The sequence below is a fragment of the Pseudoalteromonas sp. 31A1 genome (assembly GCF_011378815.1).
Taxonomy (GTDB): Bacteria; Pseudomonadota; Gammaproteobacteria; order Enterobacterales; family Alteromonadaceae; genus Pseudoalteromonas; species Pseudoalteromonas arctica.
On record NZ_WTKY01000022.1, the window covers coordinates 25,129 to 42,444 of the forward strand.

General features: G+C 40.2%; 16 protein-coding genes and 1 riboswitch. Of the genes, 7 read left to right on the forward strand and 9 right to left on the reverse strand.

Annotated elements, in window-relative coordinates; all coding sequences use genetic code 11:
• Positions 1-116: 116 nt before the first annotated feature.
• From thiC to GQR52_RS17225, 3 genes are all read right to left on the reverse strand, one after another.
• Positions 117-2,069, reverse strand: a complete 1,953-nt coding sequence (gene thiC, locus GQR52_RS17215) for a phosphomethylpyrimidine synthase ThiC (RefSeq protein WP_101163637.1) — start codon at positions 2,067-2,069, stop codon at positions 117-119.
• A gap of 143 nt (positions 2,070-2,212) precedes the next feature.
• Positions 2,213-2,327, reverse strand: a riboswitch (TPP riboswitch).
• A 107-nt stretch (positions 2,328-2,434) separates the two neighbouring features.
• Positions 2,435-2,833: an META domain-containing protein gene (locus GQR52_RS17220; RefSeq protein ID WP_306344991.1), complete on the reverse strand. Its 399-nt coding sequence runs from the start codon at positions 2,831-2,833 to the stop codon at positions 2,435-2,437.
• 126 nt (positions 2,834-2,959) lie between these two features.
• Complete coding sequence (locus GQR52_RS17225; protein WP_165729224.1) at positions 2,960-3,358, reverse strand: acyl-CoA thioesterase; 399 nt, start codon at positions 3,356-3,358, stop codon at positions 2,960-2,962.
• Positions 3,359-3,442: 84 nt separating this feature from the next.
• Between GQR52_RS17225 and GQR52_RS17230 the strand changes: the two genes are divergently transcribed.
• Positions 3,443-5,560, forward strand: coding sequence for a TonB-dependent receptor (locus GQR52_RS17230; protein WP_206017538.1), 2,118 nt, complete (start codon positions 3,443-3,445; stop codon positions 5,558-5,560).
• Positions 5,561-5,954: 394 nt separating this feature from the next.
• Here the strand turns inward: GQR52_RS17230 and epmA are convergent, their stop codons facing one another.
• Both epmA and efp read right to left on the reverse strand, forming a co-directional pair.
• Positions 5,955-6,929: an elongation factor P--(R)-beta-lysine ligase gene (epmA, locus tag GQR52_RS17235; protein WP_165729226.1), complete on the reverse strand. Its 975-nt coding sequence runs from the start codon at positions 6,927-6,929 to the stop codon at positions 5,955-5,957.
• A 59-nt stretch (positions 6,930-6,988) separates the two neighbouring features.
• The gene (gene efp, locus GQR52_RS17240; RefSeq protein ID WP_024596699.1) at positions 6,989-7,555 is read right to left on the reverse strand and encodes an elongation factor P; all 567 of its coding nucleotides are present in this window, start codon (positions 7,553-7,555) and stop codon (positions 6,989-6,991) included.
• A gap of 41 nt (positions 7,556-7,596) precedes the next feature.
• On the opposite strand from efp, the gene epmB reads away from it, so the two are divergent.
• Positions 7,597-8,610, forward strand: coding sequence for an EF-P beta-lysylation protein EpmB (gene epmB, locus GQR52_RS17245; RefSeq protein WP_165729259.1), 1,014 nt, complete (start codon positions 7,597-7,599; stop codon positions 8,608-8,610).
• Here epmB and GQR52_RS17250 read toward each other — a convergent pair.
• The gene (locus GQR52_RS17250; protein ID WP_024600329.1) at positions 8,607-8,816 is read right to left on the reverse strand and encodes a hypothetical protein; all 210 of its coding nucleotides are present in this window, start codon (positions 8,814-8,816) and stop codon (positions 8,607-8,609) included. The two genes, epmB and GQR52_RS17250, sit on opposite strands and share 4 nt — an antisense overlap.
• Positions 8,817-8,898: 82 nt before the next feature.
• Between GQR52_RS17250 and GQR52_RS17255 the strand changes: the two genes are divergently transcribed.
• The gene (locus tag GQR52_RS17255; RefSeq protein WP_165724764.1) at positions 8,899-9,189 is read left to right on the forward strand and encodes a prephenate dehydrogenase; all 291 of its coding nucleotides are present in this window, start codon (positions 8,899-8,901) and stop codon (positions 9,187-9,189) included.
• 47 nt (positions 9,190-9,236) lie between these two features.
• On the opposite strand, the gene GQR52_RS17260 is transcribed toward GQR52_RS17255, so the two are convergent.
• Positions 9,237-9,728 (reverse strand): DUF3016 domain-containing protein, encoded by a 492-nt coding sequence (locus tag GQR52_RS17260; RefSeq protein ID WP_165729228.1) that lies wholly within the window; start codon positions 9,726-9,728, stop codon positions 9,237-9,239.
• A gap of 279 nt (positions 9,729-10,007) precedes the next feature.
• On the opposite strand from GQR52_RS17260, the gene galE reads away from it, so the two are divergent.
• Positions 10,008-11,024, forward strand: coding sequence for a UDP-glucose 4-epimerase GalE (gene galE, locus GQR52_RS17265; RefSeq protein ID WP_165729230.1), 1,017 nt, complete (start codon positions 10,008-10,010; stop codon positions 11,022-11,024).
• Positions 11,025-11,673: 649 nt separating this feature from the next.
• Here the strand turns inward: galE and GQR52_RS17270 are convergent.
• On the reverse strand, positions 11,674-12,354 hold the full coding sequence (locus tag GQR52_RS17270; RefSeq protein ID WP_165729231.1) for a Fe2+-dependent dioxygenase: 681 nt from the start codon (positions 12,352-12,354) through the stop codon (positions 11,674-11,676).
• An 89-nt stretch (positions 12,355-12,443) separates the two neighbouring features.
• The gene (locus GQR52_RS17275) at positions 12,444-14,624 is read right to left on the reverse strand and encodes a TonB-dependent siderophore receptor (RefSeq protein WP_165729233.1); all 2,181 of its coding nucleotides are present in this window, start codon (positions 14,622-14,624) and stop codon (positions 12,444-12,446) included.
• 217 nt (positions 14,625-14,841) lie between these two features.
• Between GQR52_RS17275 and GQR52_RS17280 the strand changes: the two genes are divergently transcribed.
• From GQR52_RS17280 to GQR52_RS17290, 3 genes are read left to right on the forward strand one after another with little or no spacing between them, the layout of a single operon-like run.
• On the forward strand, positions 14,842-15,615 hold the full coding sequence (locus tag GQR52_RS17280) for a DUF3450 family protein (RefSeq protein ID WP_165729235.1): 774 nt from the start codon (positions 14,842-14,844) through the stop codon (positions 15,613-15,615).
• Complete coding sequence (locus GQR52_RS17285) at positions 15,615-16,940, forward strand: MotA/TolQ/ExbB proton channel family protein (RefSeq protein ID WP_165729237.1); 1,326 nt, start codon at positions 15,615-15,617, stop codon at positions 16,938-16,940. The genes GQR52_RS17280 and GQR52_RS17285 overlap by 1 nt, the downstream gene beginning before the upstream one ends.
• Positions 16,933-17,313, forward strand: a complete 381-nt coding sequence (locus tag GQR52_RS17290) for a MotA/TolQ/ExbB proton channel family protein (protein ID WP_002960812.1) — start codon at positions 16,933-16,935, stop codon at positions 17,311-17,313. The genes GQR52_RS17285 and GQR52_RS17290 overlap by 8 nt, the downstream gene beginning before the upstream one ends.
• Positions 17,314-17,316 lie beyond the last annotated feature (3 nt).

A 17,316-nucleotide genomic window follows, 5' to 3' on the forward strand; every position in this document is an offset into this window, starting at 1 on the left:
AAACCTCCAAAGCAGTTATTAGTAGGTGCGAATTTACTTCGCACTTCTTCAATTTTTAAAGAAGCGAGGTATAAAACCTCACCTACGTCTGCATCTAACTTCTAGCGATAATTACTTTATACCGCTTTATGGTAAATCTCTGAGCCTGTTTGCTTAAACTCAGCTGACTTAGCTTTCATTTCGGCTTCTACATCAACCATTTTTATTTCAATAGCGTCGCCAGCGTTATTAGGATCAATACCACGTGTTTCTAAATCTTTAGCGTAATCGCGTACTTCTTGGCTAATTTTCATAGAGCAAAATTTAGGACCACACATAGAGCAAAAGTGAGCCACTTTGCCTGATTCTTGCGGCAGGGTTTCGTCGTGATACTCGCGAGCTCGGTCTGGATCTAAACCAATATTAAATTGGTCATGCCATCTAAACTCAAAGCGTGCTTTTGATAAGGCGTTATCGCGCTCTTGCGCGCCAGGATGCCCTTTTGCTAAATCGGCGGCATGTGCAGCTATTTTGTAGGTAATTAAGCCTTCTTTAACATCTTCTTTATTTGGCAGACCTAAATGCTCTTTAGGTGTTACATAGCAAAGCATTGCACAGCCGTACCATGCTATTTGAGCGGCACCAATACCAGAAGTAATATGGTCATACCCTGGTGCAATATCGGTCGTTAACGGGCCTAAAGTATAAAATGGCGCTTCGTCACAATGTTTTAATTGCTCGTCCATATTGGCTTTAATCATGTGCATTGGCACATGTCCAGGGCCTTCAATAAATACTTGTACGTCGTGCTTCCACGCAATTTTAGTCAGTTCACCTAATGTGCGCAGCTCACTAAACTGTGCTTCATCGTTGGCGTCAGCAATCGAACCAGGGCGAAGTCCATCACCGAGTGAAAAACACACATCGTATTGTTTTAAAATTTCACAAATGTCTTCAAAGTGTGTGTATAAAAAGTTTTCTTTATGATGCGCTAAACACCATTTAGCCATAATTGAGCCACCACGCGACACAATACCGGTTACACGTTTAGCGGTCATTGGTACGTAACGAAGCAGTACACCCGCATGAATAGTAAAGTAATCAACACCCTGCTCGGCTTGTTCAATAAGCGTATCGCGGAAAATTTCCCACGTTAAATCTTCAGCCACACCATTTACTTTTTCAAGCGCTTGATAAATCGGTACTGTGCCAATAGGTACAGGCGAGTTACGTACAACCCATTCGCGCGTTTCGTGAATGTAACGGCCCGTTGATAAGTCCATCACGGTGTCTGCACCCCAGCGGGTAGACCACACCATTTTTTCTACTTCTTCTTCAATAGATGAACTAACCGATGAATTGCCAATATTGGCATTAACTTTTACTAAAAAGTTACGACCTACAATCATAGGCTCTGTTTCTGGATGGTTTATATTATTTGGTAAAATAGCGCGTCCACGGGCTATTTCGTCGCGTACAAATCCTGGAGTGATAAATTCAGGAATACTCGCACCAAACGACTCGCCTTTATGCTGCGCCGCAAGTAATTCTTTACGAATCTCTGCACGCCCCATATTTTCGCGAACGGCTACGTATTCCATTTCAGGAGTAATAATCCCTTGGCGTGCGTAGTGCATTTGCGTTACGTTTTTGCCCGCGATACCACGGCGAATTTTTGGAAGGTGATCAAAGCGAATATGATCCAGCCCTTCATCTGCCATGCGTTGCTGCGAGAACTGCGACGTAACAGATTCAAGAACTTCGGTGTCACCACGGCTTTCAATCCATTGTTCACGAAATTTTGGTAAGCCTTTGCGTACATCTAGTTCAAAATTAGGATCGGTATACGGGCCCGACGTATCGTAAACACGTAGCGGATCATTTGACTCATAAACAGGGTTTTCATCTGTGCCACCAATAAACGTATCACTTAACGTAATTTCACGCATACCAACACGCACACCAGGTTGAGTGCCTTCAACGTATACTTTATGAGAATTTGGAAACGGTTGACCCGTTAAGTTATAAATATATTCAGACGCGGCAGCACGAGTTTCTCGGCGTGACGCTTTATTTGTAGTATTTGACATGACTTGCCTCATTGCTTAAGGGTTGTCTTGTCAGATATTCCGAGGAATAGAGAAAGATCGTAAAGTAGCGTACATACTACTTTGCAGCCTAAAATAAACAAAATCACTTTATTGTGCGCATAAAAAAAGACGCACAAGCGTCCCATTTTAGGCAGCTTGTTCCCTACGCAGGTATTAACCTGATCAGGTTCACGGATCCCGCTTTCGCGATCTCAGCCAAAAACTAATTACTTAGCTTTGGCACTCCGACAAGTATTGATATATAAATTCTGTTCGTTAATTTGAAGGTGTTACCCAACAAATCTGCGCTGAGTGTACGTCAGTTAAAAACTGCCCGCAAGGGGCTGTTTTTCAAAAACTTAAAATTATTTAGGGATAAACACAAATGTTTGCTCGCCTTGCATGACTAATTGCTGGCCTTGCATTTTAAGCTCGGCACCTTGCTTTAAGGCTTGTAATAACTGCTGCTCAAACTCATCAAGGTCTTCGCCGCACGACTTGCGCGTCATTCCTAATTTACTTACGGTAAGGTTACTTTCTTCAAGCGAGCCTTCACCAAAAAATTTGTTACAGCCAGCAAAACCGTTTACTTGCAGTGCTTCAATAAAGCTCATTGATGCATTAAACGAAGGTGGAATTGCTAAACCATCAACACGTGATAATTGCCATTGGGTGTATTTAAGCTGCTCACTGGTAACCGTCCCTGTTGATGCGCAACCAACACATAAACCGACTATAAGCATCGGTATTGCTGCTAATTTCATGCTACTACTAACTAATTGTCTAATTAATGTAATTGTAACAATATTTATGCCCTTTATCCGTTAAAAATGCATGTTTTAAATGTAAATTTTTGTTCTATGATAGTTCAAAAGTTATGCGATTAAGTACTAAGTTGCAGTTTTAAATACGTTATCTATTTGCTCAGGTAAAAACGGTCTACCTTTTTCATTAACAGACGTTCCTATAACCAGTGCATTAAGCATTACTTTTTCATCCCTTTTACGTATAACCGTTTGCTTAAACGCAAATTTTAAACGACTAATACGCTGCGGCTCCACAGCCACATAAAATTCATCACCTGGTAATAGTGAATGTTTATAGTCCATTTCGCTGCGCATCACGACTAGGTTAATTTTATCTTTCGCTAATTGAGCAAAATCAATACCGTGTGCGTACAAAAATTCATGGCGAGCATGCTCTAAATAATTAAAATAAACACTGTTATTTACGATACCTTGTAAGTCACATTCGTAATCACGTACTTTGAAGTCAACTTTAAAGGTCATATTAGTAATCCTGATTATTTAACGTATAATTGCCGCGTTTATAGCACATGTGTTTAAATAATTGCTACCATACGAGTCCCTAAAATGGAGTTAAGTAACCCAATGAACTTACGTTTGTCTTTAATTACTGCCGCACTTTTACCGCTGCTTGGTGCACCAATTGCAGCTAACGCTGATGATAGCGACCTAGAAAGAATTGTTGTAACCGGCGATTTTCAGCGCGAAAGCATTCAAACTTTAAGCGCGAGTGCGAGCTTATTCAGCGAAGATGAAATTAATCAACGTGGTGCAAGTTACTTAGACGAAATGTTAGGCAGTACCGCCAATGTAAATTTTGCATCTGGTGCGTCGCGTGGTCGTTACATCCAAATTCGTGGCGTGGGACTTCGCTCACAATTTGTAGACCCTATTAATCCATCTGTAGGCTTAGTTATTGATGGTATTAACTATTCTGGTCTTGGTGGCAGCTCATTATTATTTGATATAGACCAAGTAGAAATTTATCGTGGCCCACAAGGTACACGCTTTGGCGCAGACGGTATGGCCGGTATGATCCAAATGGGTTCAGCTAAAGCCACAAGCGATCCAAGCTTAAAATTACAAGTAGGTGCTGGCACATACAACACCCGCGAAGCAGGCATTGCAGCAAGCACAGGCTTAACAGATGACACTAGCGCACGCGTTAGCTACTTTCGCAGAAAGTCAGACGGTTACGTAGATAACCTGTACTTAAATGACGAAACACAAAATCAAGACGAACAAGTAGCGCGTTTTAAATTAAACAGCCAGCTTACAAAGCATTTAAATACTGAGTTAAACCTTCACTATATTGACATAAACAACAGCTACGATGCGTTTACGCTTGATAACAGCCGCAATAGTGTTGCTGATGAACCAGGGCAAGATAATCAAGAAAGCTACGCAATAGGTGTTAAGAATACTTATACGGGTTTTGACGCTTTTGATGTAAATCTAAACCTATCGGCTATCGATACCGAATTACTTTACAGCTTTGACGAAGACTGGGTATGTAACGATACAAGTGAGCCAAAGTTATGTGCTGCTGGCTTACATCCAGATGGATACAGCTCAACCGATCTTTACAGCCGCGATCGCGACGATCAGTCTGTAGATTTACAGTTTAATTCTAAAACGGGTAACTGGGTTGCGGGTATTTATTACCAAAACCGTGACGTTGATTTAGAGCGCCAATACACATGGTTAGCAAGCCCGTTTTCTTCAACTTACGAAACGAGTAACGTTGCAGTATATGGTCAAGTAGCGACTCCAATTGGCCCTAAAACAACATTAATTACAGGTTTACGTGTAGAGCAATACCAAGGCGACTACACCGATAGTAATGGCTTTATACAAGACACTGACGACGTAATGGTTGGCGGTAAAATAGCACTTGAATATCAAGTGATTGATCGCACTATGATCTACACCAGCATTACGCGTGGCTACAAAGCTGGCGGTATTAACTCAGAAGCGCTTGCTAAAGCCAAAGATGAAGGCTTAAACCTAAGCGCTGATTTTTTCCAGCAACACACCAGTTTCGACCCTGAATATTTATGGAGTGGCGAATTTGGTGTTAAAGGCTCATCGCTTGATGACAAATTTACGCTTCGCTTAGCTGCATTTTACATGCACCGCGACGATATTCAGTTAAAAGCATGGCAAGTAGAAGGTCAGCAATTTACCGGTTATGTTGATAACGCAAGTTCTGGTAGCAACTACGGATTAGAAGTTGAAGGTAGTTACCAACTAACTGATAATCTATTTTTAACGGGTAGTGCTGGTTACCTAAATACAGAAATAGACGACTTTGTAACGCAGTCAGGCTTAAACCAAGACGGCCGCGAACAAGCACAATCGCCTAAATATCAATATGCATTTACTGCTCGTTATAACTTTACCAGTGAGCTTTACGGTATGGTGGGTGTTGAAGGTAAAGACGATTACTATTTCTCAGATAGCCATAACTCACAAGCACCAAGCAGCAACTTAGTTAATTTAAGCTTTGGCTACGAAGCAGACATGTGGGCAGTTCGCGCATGGGCTCGTAACGTGTTTGACGAAACAGTCCCAACACGTGGTTTTGAATTTGGTAATGACCCACAAGATAGTTATGCAACGCATACATACACACAGCTAGGCGAGCCTCGTGTAGCAGGTGTTACGTTTACACTTAATCTGTAAAGCACAGCCGTTGGCTTTCAAATGAAAGCTTTCTGCAAGCAAATAAAAACACCGCGTTTAAATTAAACGCGGTGTTTTTATTTGTAGGTGAGGTTTTATACCTCGCTTTTTATAAAGTTAAATTACATGAACGCGAAATAAATTCGCACCTACAGGTTTGGCGTATATTGTTGGGTTTGATGTTTATTGTAAGTGAGGTTTTATACCTCTCTTTTTTATAAAGTTAAATTACACGAGCGCGAAATAAATTCGCACCTACAGGTTTAGCGTATGTTGTTGGGGTTGATTTTTATTGTAGGTGAGGTTTTATACCTCGCTTTTATAAAGTTAAATTACACGAGCGCGAAATAAATTCGCACCTACAAATATTCTACCTACGCCTACAGGCTAAGCATCACGCTCTTTGAACATCAAAAGCTATTACGTCTTTAATTTTCTCTTTATTTGTTGCGAGCATTACAAGCCTATCTATACCCAAAGCCACCCCTGCGCATTGTGGTAATCCATGATCTAGCGCTTTAATTAAACGCGTATCCATTGGCACTTGCTTTAAACCGTTGTTAGCGCGGTATGTGTTATCATCATTAAAACGTTTAGCTTGCTCACTGGCATTTGTTAGTTCGTTAAAGCCGTTAGCTAATTCCATATTTTTATAATAAAGCTCAAAGCGCCCTGCTACTCGCTCATCGTGTTCACAAATTTGCGCTAGTGCCGCTTGAGAAGCTGGAAAGTGATACACAAAGCATGGCTTATCTTGTCCTATTGTTGGCTCCACTTTCATACAAAATAATAATTGCAGTAAGGTATCTTTATGCGTTTCATTTTGGGCTATATCAGCAAACCCATGCTCACACGCAAGTTGCTTTAACTGCTCTATGTTCGCTGTTAGCGGGTCAAGCCCGAGTGCTTGTTCAAACGCTTTTTGATAGGTAAATCTAGTTGCAGGTTCAACATCTAAAACAAGCTGCATTAGCTCATCCATTTCATCCATAAGTGCAAATTCGTCAAAGCCTGGGCGATACCATTCCAGTATTGTAAATTCGGGATTGTGATGTCTACCCGCTTCTTCATTTCTAAATGCTTTACAAAGCTGAAAAATAGCGCCTGAGCCTGCTGCTAACAAGCGTTTCATAGCAAACTCTGGAGATGTTTGTAAAAACAGAGGAAGACCACCAGCATGGCCAGGGCCTACAAATGTGGTATTAAAACTGGCTAAGTGCACATCGGTTACACTGGCAGCACTTAAGCTTGGAGTTTCTACCTCTAAAACATCACGTGCATAAAAAAATTCACGGATGCTACGTAATATCGCTGCGCGTTGTTTTAGTGTTTCAATGCTTGCGCTTGGGGCCCAAAGATCTGCTGACATATTTTCTCCAAAAAAAATCCCAGCATTAAAGCCAGGATTTTATTAAACAACGTTAAAACTTACTTAACGCGGCTTACGTATTCACCATTACGAGTGTCTACTTTAATTACTTCGCCAATTTGTACGAATAATGGAACTCGTACCACAGCACCTGTGCTAAGCGTTGCTGGTTTACCACCAGTACCGGCTGTATCACCTTTAAGGCCAGGATCTGTTTCAGTGATCTCAAGCTCAACAAAGTTAGGTGGTGTAACAGCAATAGGGCTGCCGTTCCATAATGTAATTGTGCATAAGTCATTTTCAACTAACCATTTAACTGCATCGCCTAGTGCTTTTTCGTCAGCAGCAATTTGCTCAAATGTTTCGTTGTTCATGAAATGCCAAAATTCGCCGTCTGTGTATAGATACGCTAAATCTGTATCCATTACATCAGCACCTTCAACTGATTCACCCGATTTAAAGGTTTTTTCAAGCACCTTACCAGAGATAAGTTTACGGATACGAACACGGTTAAACGCCTGACCTTTACCAGGTTTTACCATTTCATTTTCTAAGATACTGCAAGGCTCGCCGTCCATCATAATTTTTAGGCCGCCCTTGAACTCGTTGGTGCTATAATTCGCCATCGTTTCCTCTATTTATATTTTTTCGAGTAATCTACATGCCAATGATACAAAGAAATGAAGCAAATTTGCATAAAAACTGGCAAAAAGAATTAGCAAATGTAGTTACCTGCCCAAAAACCTTGCTTAAAATGGTCGGTTTATCGAGCCAAGTCCATGAAAACGACCTAAAAGCCCGCAGTTTATTTCCGGTACGGGTGCCTATCCCTTTTATAAAAAAAATTCGTAAAGGTGACGCAAACGATCCGTTACTGCTACAAGTTATGCCACGCCATCAAGAATTTTTAACTAAATCAGGTTTTAATAAAGATCCCCTACTCGAGCAAGATAACGACCAACCAGGCCTGTTACACAAGTATAAATCGCGTGTTTTAGTGATGTTTAAAACCGGCTGTGCTGTAAATTGTCGTTACTGCTTTAGAAGGCATTTTCCGTATCAAGAAAACCAACTCAATAAAAAAAGTCTGCTAGAAACACTGAGCTATATAAAATCAGATAGCAATATAAACGAAGTGATTTTAAGTGGTGGCGATCCACTGATGGCCAAAGACGATGCAATAAGCTGGTTTTTGGATGAGCTTGAGCAATTACCACAAATTAAACGAATGCGAATACATAGCCGTTTGCCGGTAGTTATACCTGCGCGAGTGACCGATGAGTTATGTGAACGACTCGCAAAATCGCCGTTAAAGATTATTTTTATTAATCATATTAACCACGCCAACGAAATAGACGCTGACTTTAAAGCAGCCATGCAAAAGCTAAAACAAGCAAATGTCACGCTATTAAACCAAGCCGTTATTTTAAAAGATGTGAATGATACTGTTGATGCGCAAATAAACTTAAGCGAAGCGCTATTTGACGCAGACGTACTGCCGTATTATTTGTATTTGCTAGATAAAGTTGAAGGGGCGAGCCACTTTGATATTAATGAAGCGCAAGCAATAAAAATAATGGCAGAGCTATTAAAAGCTCTGCCCGGATTTTTAGTGCCTAAATTAGTAAGAGAGATCGGTGGTCAAAAAAGTAAAACACCTATCGATCTTAAGCTAATTTAAACATATATATTTACGTTATTACCCAGTGATGCAGTCGCCGATTTAGCCGGCGTTTGCGCACTTGACGATTGCGCTGCACCTTCAATAAGTGCAAGCGCTGCAGCGCCATCAGCTAATTGCTGTTTTTTAGACAAAGCAGCAGTGTAAAGCTCGCTGCCTTGGCCTGAACCAGACATAGCTGGTAAATTTCCACCTGATATATTCATAATTATAAGCCTTAATCAACCTGACTTTTAAATGTAATCCACGTATTATGTCGGCCATGCAGCACAAAGCTTTAGGAAAACCATGGATTCTATAATTGAACAACTCAATGCCAACTTAAAAATTGTTTATCGTCAGGCACTTGATGCTGACAAAAAACTCGACGAGCTTCAACAGCAAGGTCACGGTAAGTTTAAAGCCTTATTTACTGCCGATTCAGGCTTTAGCTTTGAAGCTAAACGTTTTAAGCCTTATGTTCTTGATGTAGCCGCTGATGTTGAAAGCTTATCTAACGATGGTTTTGATGAAGAAAAACTTAAAACAACCGTTATTAAGTTACAGCAAATACTCACGTTGTTAGCTACCTTTAAGTAAAGCTTAAAAACGAAAATGCCGCTATTTAGCGGCATTATTATTTTGAGTTAATCTAAACTTGGTAATATTTGCTCACCAAACCATTCTGTTAGTAAGCGTTTTTCGTAATAAAATGATTCGTCGCGACCCATTTTAATTTTATCCATAAAGCCCATGTCTTTAAGCTCTACGTCACTACCTTTACTTAATACTGTACCGTCGTTATCGGTTAACGAATAATTTAGCTTAATGCGTGGAAAGTAAATCGGTTTTACTACACGAATTTCGTCCATACCGCCATAACGTACATCACCTGCTAAATCTAAATCAGTAAACTCTACATTTAATTTATAATCTTTTGGCAATTGCTCAGCTAATTTAGCCATATGTTTTTCAAAACTTGCCGCAATATTTTTATGATATGAGCTCTTAGTTTGGTTTGACGCTCGCACATCACGATAATCATTAAAGTCATGCCATTTAACAACAGACTCACCCGCATGGGCAAGTGCAGGCAATGCAATACACATTGTTGCTGCTATTTTTTTAACTAAATTCATATCTTTCTCCAAAGAGGTAGACCAATCACAAAAGTGTAGACTGGAGTAAACCTAGCATTAGCTATTACTAGACTCATTTTAGCACTTGTTTATTAACTATAACTTAATCTTAAGTATAAAGTGTTACTTGTACTGAGTAAAATATAATCAAAAGTGCTTGATTTACCGTTATTAAAAAAAGATGTTATTTAAACTATAGAAATTACAGATAAAGCATGTAAATCACCTCTATTTATGGTGAAATTAACTCAATTGATAAAAGGTACCCACGGAGCTTTCATGACTATTTTAGTAACCGGTGGCGCTGGCTATATTGGCTCGCACACTGTTTTAGAACTTTTACAGCAAGGTAACGATGTTGTTGTTATTGATAATTTAAGTAACTCATCACAAGAATCTCTTGCACGCGTAAAAAAAATCACAGGTAAAGAAGCTACTTTTTACCAAGGCGATATTCTCGATAAACCCTTTTTAGATTCAGTATTTGCAAAACACACGGTTGATAGTGTTATACATTTTGCGGGTTTAAAATCAGTGGGTGAGTCGGTTGCAAAGCCCGTTGAATACTATCAAAACAATGTACAAGGTACACTTACGCTTGTTGATGCAATGCGCGACGCGGGTGTATTCAAGTTAGTATTTAGCTCGTCAGCCACGGTATACGGCGACCCTGCAAGCTTACCGATTAAAGAAGACTTCCCTGTAGGCGGTACTACTAACCCGTACGGCACATCTAAACTAATGGTTGAAATGATGCTACAAGATATCGCTAAATCAGATGAGCGCTTTGCGTTTGCTATTTTGCGTTACTTTAATCCAGTAGGTGCACATGAGTCGGGCTTAATTGGTGAAGACCCTAATGGTATTCCAAATAACCTTTTACCGTTTATTGCACAAGTAGCGGTAGGTAAATTAAAGCAACTCGCTGTATTTGGTGATGATTACGATACCATTGATGGCACAGGTGTACGCGACTATATACATGTAGTCGATTTAGCAATGGGTCATTTAAAAGCGCTTGATAAAATAGCCACTAGCACAGGCGCATTAGTTTATAACCTAGGTACTGGTAATGGTTACTCTGTACTACAAATGGTTAATGCATTTATTAAAGCAAGCGATCAGGCTGTACCCTACCAGGTTTCACCTCGCCGCCCTGGTGATATTGCTGCATGTTATGCAGCGCCAGAAAAAGCACTTAATGAACTTGGCTGGGAAGCAGTGCGCGGTATTGATGAAATGATGCAAGATACATGGCGTTGGCAGTCAAATAACCCTAACGGTTATAAGGGTTAAGTAAAGCAAGCTTCAAACTTAAAGTAAGTGCGCGGTATAAAACCGCGCCTACAGAGTACTTTAAATACCGAGTTCAATTTTATAGCTGTGTTGTAGGCGTAGAGCGCAGCTTTTAATATTTAAAACTGATTGTTACTTACTTTTGGCTTCTCTAAAGCGCAGCGCCCTCTTAGCCTCTTTGTGAATAAATTACTTAAAATCTTTTTGCACAAAGAGAAGTAAATGATAAGACACCAAAGCATATAAATTACGAGCTTCGCTCGTCACGCCAGCAAGCAGCGCGTCTACAAGTAATTTAACCACAGCGTAAATTTTGGCTGTAGGCGTTTAGCTTGCTCACGCGAAAAGCGCAGCTTTTAATATTTATAACTGATTGTTACTTACTCTTGGCTTCTCTAAAGCGCAGCGCCCTCTTAGCCTCTTTGTGAATAAATCACTTAAAATCTTATTGCACAAAGAGAAGAAAAAGAGGAGTAAATGAGAAGAGACCAAAACATAGAAATTACGAGCTTCGCTCGTCACGCCAGCAAGCTGCGCGTCTACAAGTAATTTCAGCACAGCGTTAAGTTTTGGCTGTAGGCGAAGAGCTTGCTCTCGCGAAAAGCGCAGCTTTTAATTACTTGCATCTAACATCTAACAAATTTCTTTGTTATGTCTGCGCCCACTGCCTTAACAAATTATGATAAACACCCGTTAACTGAATAATCTCTGGGCTATCTTCTACTTTGCTGCGCAAACTTTGAATCGACATATCTAAATCAAATAACAAACCACGTTTTTCGTCGCTGTTAATCATGCTCTGTAACCAAAAGAATGAGGCTAATCTGCGCCCACTCGTTACTGGCATTACACGATGTAAGCTCGTTGAAGGGTACAACACCATACTGCCTGCTGGCAGCTTTACGCTATGTGAGCCATAAGTGTCTTCAATAACAAGTTCACCGCCCTCATAGTCTTCGGGGTCATTAATAAATAACGTCATTGATACATCTGTACGAATTTTCACAGGCGTACCCGGCACTTGCCTGATTGCATTATCTACATGCACACCAAACGATTGCCCGCCTTGATAACAGTTAAATAACGGAGGAAAAATTTTTGCAGGAAGTGCTGCCGACATAAACAAATTACTGCGCGCAAGTGCTGCCATAATAATGTCGCCGAGCTCTTGGCATTCAGGGCTATTTTCAGGTAGCTGTAAGTTATTTTTTGCTTTGGTTGATTGATGCCCTGCGGTAATACTGCCATCGGCCCACTGCGCTTTAAGCAAAACCTCATGACAATAAGCCACTTCTTCTTTTGTTAATAGCTCTGGAATTTTAACTAGCATGTGCGCCCTCTCACATTTTTATCAAATAATTAAGGGCAGGTAATAGGCCTGCCCTTATATTTACTCATACTTTTTAATTTGTTTTAAAATTAAAAAGAGTAGCTTGCTGTTAGGCTAAACTTACGACCATCACCTGGTACAAAGTGCCCGCCACCTAGCTGATCAACGTAATCTTTATCACCTAAGTTTTCACCGTTAAACTGCAGGCTCAAATCTTTTGATATGTCGTACGCAACCATCAGGTCAAAAATAGTATAACCCGGTGCACGAGAACGTGTTGACGTAGTCCCGTTGTAACGCTCACCTACATATTGCGCACCTAAACCAAACGATAATTTATCCGACATATCGTACGTAGTCCAAACACTTGCGCTATTTTTAGGCGTACGAGCAAGCTCGTTACCAATTTGAGTTGCGTCGTCGCCTAATGCTTTAGTTACTTCGCTATCTTGGTAAGTGTATGAAGCAATTACAGTCCACTCTTTAGTAATTAGTCCAGTTGCTGAAAGCTCTAAACCTTGTACACGCTGTTCACCACCGAGTATTTCGTCACTTGAGCTATCTGCAAATGGGTCATCAGTACGGGCATTGGTTTTTTCAGTACGGAAAAGTGCAGCATTAGTTTGCAGGCGGCCATCCATTAGGCTCCATTTAGTTCCTAATTCATAACTGCGGCTTTCTTCTGCATCTAAATCAGCTGCATTTGAACGCGTAGATACCGTTAGGCTTTCAGCCGATGGGTTAAATGAATTACCTGCGCCTAAATATACACTGCCATTTTCTGTAGGTTTATAAACTACAGCTGCATTCCAGCTAAATAAGTCGTCACTTGTAGAAATTAAAGCGCTTGGGTCATTGTAATCGTTGTGATAATCCGTAGTGAAGCTATCAAAGCGAATTCCGCCTGTAACTTCCCATTGCTTGTTAAGTGTCACTGTATCAAATGCATAAATAGCTTGGTTTTTAGCTTTAGCTTCAATGCTTGTACCGTCACGGCCATACACACCCGTAAATGCAATTGTTGCATCAGGATTGTATAAGTCGTTGCGTATTCCATCTTCAATTAGGTTATCAGGTGTAGTTGCAACAAAGTTATGGCGTGTAAACGTTTCGTTTGCAAGTTCAACACCCACTACAACATCGTGAGTAAAGCCAGCAAATTCATAGTTACCAATTAAATCAACTTGAAGTGCAGCAAGTGAATTTTCTGTATCACGTGTTTTTTCATCTGCAAAGGTAATGTCAGTGTCTGTTGTAACCGAGAAATAACGCGGTGCAGTTGTTACCGATTCACGTTTAACTTTACCTAAACGACCTTGCACACGTAACGTAGTATTTTGAGAAAAATCATACTCATAACGAGCTGTTGTTGAGTAGGCTTCAATATCTTCATAATCACGGTAAATATTACCGTAAAAGTTATCAAAATCGACAGGAGAAGGTGAGCGCGCGCTATCTGCAAGTTCAGCTACTGGCGTATCACTGTAAACCCAAGGAATACCGTAATCTGGTAAATTGTCTTGGCGCTGATACTCTAGGTTTAAATCAAAACGGCTGTTTGTACCAAGCCCTGTTGCAAATGCAAACGCAACAGCATTTGTTTCATTCTCAACATGGTCACGACCTGCAACATCACCTTTATCAGTAAGAAGATTGATACGTAGTGCGCTTGTGTCGTTTACTTGAATGTTAGTATCAAAACGACCACGGTAATCGTTTTCTGTACCTAAACGTAGCGAAACGTCGTTAAAGTTGTCTAACTTCGCCTTTTTACTTTCTAAATTAACACTACCACCTGCTGCGCCACGACCAGAAACCGCTGAGCCTGGGCCTTTTGCAACTTCAACGGCTTCAATGTTGTAAATATCACGTGTGTAACCTGCAACATCACGAATACCATCTACAAAAATATCATTTGTTGCACTAAAACCACGAATCGACATGCTATCGCCAGTAGGTGAGCCACCCTCACCTGCAGCTAAAGAAATACCAGACACATTGCGTAAAGCATCACGTAAGCTATCTACGTTTCTATCTTTCATTACCGCTTGGTTAATTACCGTTACAGTTTTAGCTGTATCGAGTAGCGGTTGAGTGTATTTATGAGACGTTGATTTTTCAACAACATAGCTAGACTCAGTTTTAGTTTCTGCTTTAGTTACCGATAGTTCTTGAACATCCTGTGCACTTGCCCAAGTTGAAAGCGTTGCCGTAACAACCGCTGCAATTGGCTTTATGTAGGCATTTCCTTTATTCGATGGCTTACTCATGGTTACTCCGTAGTTTTTATTAAGCACTTAACTATTGTTAATTTAAGGTACATATTTAATTTCGGCGAAATCCTACCACCCAAACAACGCAATGTAAACGATAACTGTTATCAATTGCATTGTTATGTAAATTCCTATATTGTATACACACTCAAAAATTAACAGTAATTACGTCCTTGTAATTGCTTGTAGTAACTTTCAGGATTGTTGTTAAGTAATGCGAAGCTTAATTAAACCAATTAGCGTAGTTATCGCGCTTTGTAGCACTATGGCAGTAAAAGCCGACACTGTTAGTGAGCTAGAACAACTCGTTAATAAATGGCTACAAATAGAAAATCAAAACACAGAATTAAATACTCATTGGCTTGAACAAAAAAGCAGCATGGAGCAAACCTTAACGCTTCTAAATGCTGAGCAGCAGCAACTTAGCGAGCTTAATCAGCGTAGAAAAAAAAACACCAGTGAGCTTGCCCAAAAACGCGAACAGCTTGTTACCAAGCAATCAGAGCTTGAAAATGATCAACAGCAATTAAATGATCAACTAGCGCGTATTTCTCAGCAATTACTTTCATTACAAGTGCAACTCCCCCCGCCACTTTTAAGTAGTTGGAAAAACACCGGTGATTTAAGCGACTCACAGCTCAGTACAACTGACAAATTACAAACAGCGCTAAAAATGCTGACTCTACTTAATGATTTTCAACAACGTATTTCTATTCACGAAATGGCTATTAAGCATCCTGATGGGCAAGAAGTATGGGTAAAGCAGCTTTACTTAGGTGCAGCTCAAGCATGGTTTGTAAGCGAAGATTTAAGTTATGTAGGTATTGGTTTTCCAAATGACTTAGGTTGGCAGTGGGAATTTGACCCAAGCATTAATGCTGAACAAGTTGCACTGGGTATTGCTGTACAGCAAAAAAAGCGCGCTGCTGATTGGGTAACACTCCCAATATTAAGTTATGTAAATAAAAACCAGCAAGGGGCTAAATAATGGCTACTAACAGCATAATTGCAGTATTTAGCGCCACGGTTTTACTTTTTAGCGCAAACATTTCTTTTGCAGCCAGCAGTGATGATGCTAAACAAAGTATTTTAAGTGATATTAAAACAGCGCAACGCACTCTAAATAAAACTCAAAATAGTATTTCAAAAGAGCAAGCTACTCTTGCAAAGCAAATTTTTACCAAGCAGCAATCGCTCAGTAAATTGCGCGAACAAGCAGCCGTTAATCGCCGCCTAGCTGACGAAAACACATTAAGCCTTGATCAGTTACAAACCCGATTAGACACTTGGCAACAACAACAGCAATATCAATTAAACTTACTTAGCCGTTTTGTGCGCCAAAATACCAGCAATAGTGCTAGCAGTAACGAGTCGACTAATAACCAAAACGAGTTATTAAGCCGCGTTATATCGCAAATTAATAATCAAGAACAGGCACTTTATCCACAGTTTAAAAAACAATCGGTTGTGCTAAGTAATGGCGAATTAAGCCAAGCTAGTACCCTTCAAGTAGGGCCTGTTGCATGGTTTAGTACGCAAACACCTAAACTTATGGGTTTATTAAATTTGGATGATGAATCTAATGCATTAAAGGTAGCGTTAGTACAATCAACAAGTGACGATAACCCACTCGATAATACTTTAAAGCAAAACGGTGTAGGCTCTACATTACTTACTTTTGATCCTAGTTTAACGCACTTAGTGACTAGCCAAGCCCAACAAGAAAGTCCGCTTGAACACTTAGAAAAAGGCGGTTTATGGGCTATCCCTATTATTTTATTTGCCTGCTTTGCACTAACCATTGCGCTATTAAAAGCCGCGCAATTACTGCGTTTAAGTAAAATTAAAATGCACTCTCAAATGCAATTACAGCAATTTTTTAAAGCTGAAAATAGCAATGAATTTGCAGGCATGCAGCAGCAGTTATTTAACTTAACGCTGCAAAGCGAAAAAGGCCAAGTACGAGACGATCAATTATTTAATCAGTTAATTCACGATAAGCATAAACTCGATAACTTTATTGGCGCTATTGCCGTTACGGCTGCAGTAGCACCACTACTTGGCTTGTTAGGTACTGTTAGCGGCATGATTGAAACATTTAAAATGATGACCTTGTTTGGCTCAGGCGACCCAGAAGTTGTATCGGGCGGTATTGCACAAGCACTTATAACAACTGAATTAGGTTTAGTCGTTGCCATACCAGCTCTGGTATTAAATGCACTGTTATCGCGTAAAGCAAAAGCGTATTACAGCCAACTAGAAGGCTTTGCATTACAGCTAAGCCAACTAGAAAAAGGAGAAACCAATGTTTGAAAAAATCGTTAGTAACCCTATTTGCTGGTGTATTCTTTTACTCGCTTTATTTGTATACCAGTTAATTTTTCATGACTTACTGCACCTTAAACAATACCAAGCGCAGCGCAAAGGCTACTGGCAAGAGGTTAGCTCTATTTTAACGGCTGCTCTTCCGCTACTTGGTTTATTAGGTACCATTGTTGGTTTGCTTGATACATTTAAAGTAATGGCGCTGGGCCATAACGAGTTAATGAGTGACGCCATTGGTGATGCATTACTAACAACTCAATTGGGCCTTGTGTGCGCTATTCCTGCATGGTTAATGCAAGCTTACTTAGCGTATTCGCAGCGTAATCCTAAATTACATACGTTAAGTAAACAGTTAGGGTAACAC

Excerpts from the sequence above, each read along its gene's own strand:
- GQR52_RS17255 (WP_165724764.1), top strand. The coding sequence starts at position 8,899 with ATGGATTCTATAATTGAACAACTCAATGCCAACTTAAAAATTGTTTAT.
- GQR52_RS17275 (WP_165729233.1), bottom strand. The coding sequence starts at position 14,624 with ATGAGTAAGCCATCGAATAAAGGAAATGCCTACATAAAGCCAATTGCA.
- GQR52_RS17230 (WP_206017538.1), top strand. The coding sequence starts at position 3,443 with ATGGAGTTAAGTAACCCAATGAACTTACGTTTGTCTTTAATTACTGCC.
- GQR52_RS17250 (WP_024600329.1), bottom strand. The coding sequence starts at position 8,816 with ATGAATATATCAGGTGGAAATTTACCAGCTATGTCTGGTTCAGGCCAA.
- efp (WP_024596699.1), bottom strand. The coding sequence starts at position 7,555 with ATGGCGAATTATAGCACCAACGAGTTCAAGGGCGGCCTAAAAATTATG.
- GQR52_RS17220 (WP_306344991.1), bottom strand. The coding sequence starts at position 2,833 with ATGAAATTAGCAGCAATACCGATGCTTATAGTCGGTTTATGTGTTGGT.
- GQR52_RS17280 (WP_165729235.1), top strand. The coding sequence starts at position 14,842 with ATGCGAAGCTTAATTAAACCAATTAGCGTAGTTATCGCGCTTTGTAGC.
- galE (WP_165729230.1), top strand. The coding sequence starts at position 10,008 with ATGACTATTTTAGTAACCGGTGGCGCTGGCTATATTGGCTCGCACACT.
- GQR52_RS17285 (WP_165729237.1), top strand. The coding sequence starts at position 15,615 with ATGGCTACTAACAGCATAATTGCAGTATTTAGCGCCACGGTTTTACTT.
- GQR52_RS17260 (WP_165729228.1), bottom strand. The coding sequence starts at position 9,728 with ATGAATTTAGTTAAAAAAATAGCAGCAACAATGTGTATTGCATTGCCT.
- thiC (WP_101163637.1), bottom strand. The coding sequence starts at position 2,069 with ATGTCAAATACTACAAATAAAGCGTCACGCCGAGAAACTCGTGCTGCC.
- epmB (WP_165729259.1), top strand. The coding sequence starts at position 7,597 with ATGATACAAAGAAATGAAGCAAATTTGCATAAAAACTGGCAAAAAGAA.
- epmA (WP_165729226.1), bottom strand. The coding sequence starts at position 6,929 with ATGTCAGCAGATCTTTGGGCCCCAAGCGCAAGCATTGAAACACTAAAA.
- GQR52_RS17270 (WP_165729231.1), bottom strand. The coding sequence starts at position 12,354 with ATGCTAGTTAAAATTCCAGAGCTATTAACAAAAGAAGAAGTGGCTTAT.
- GQR52_RS17225 (WP_165729224.1), bottom strand. The coding sequence starts at position 3,358 with ATGACCTTTAAAGTTGACTTCAAAGTACGTGATTACGAATGTGACTTA.
- GQR52_RS17290 (WP_002960812.1), top strand. The coding sequence starts at position 16,933 with ATGTTTGAAAAAATCGTTAGTAACCCTATTTGCTGGTGTATTCTTTTA.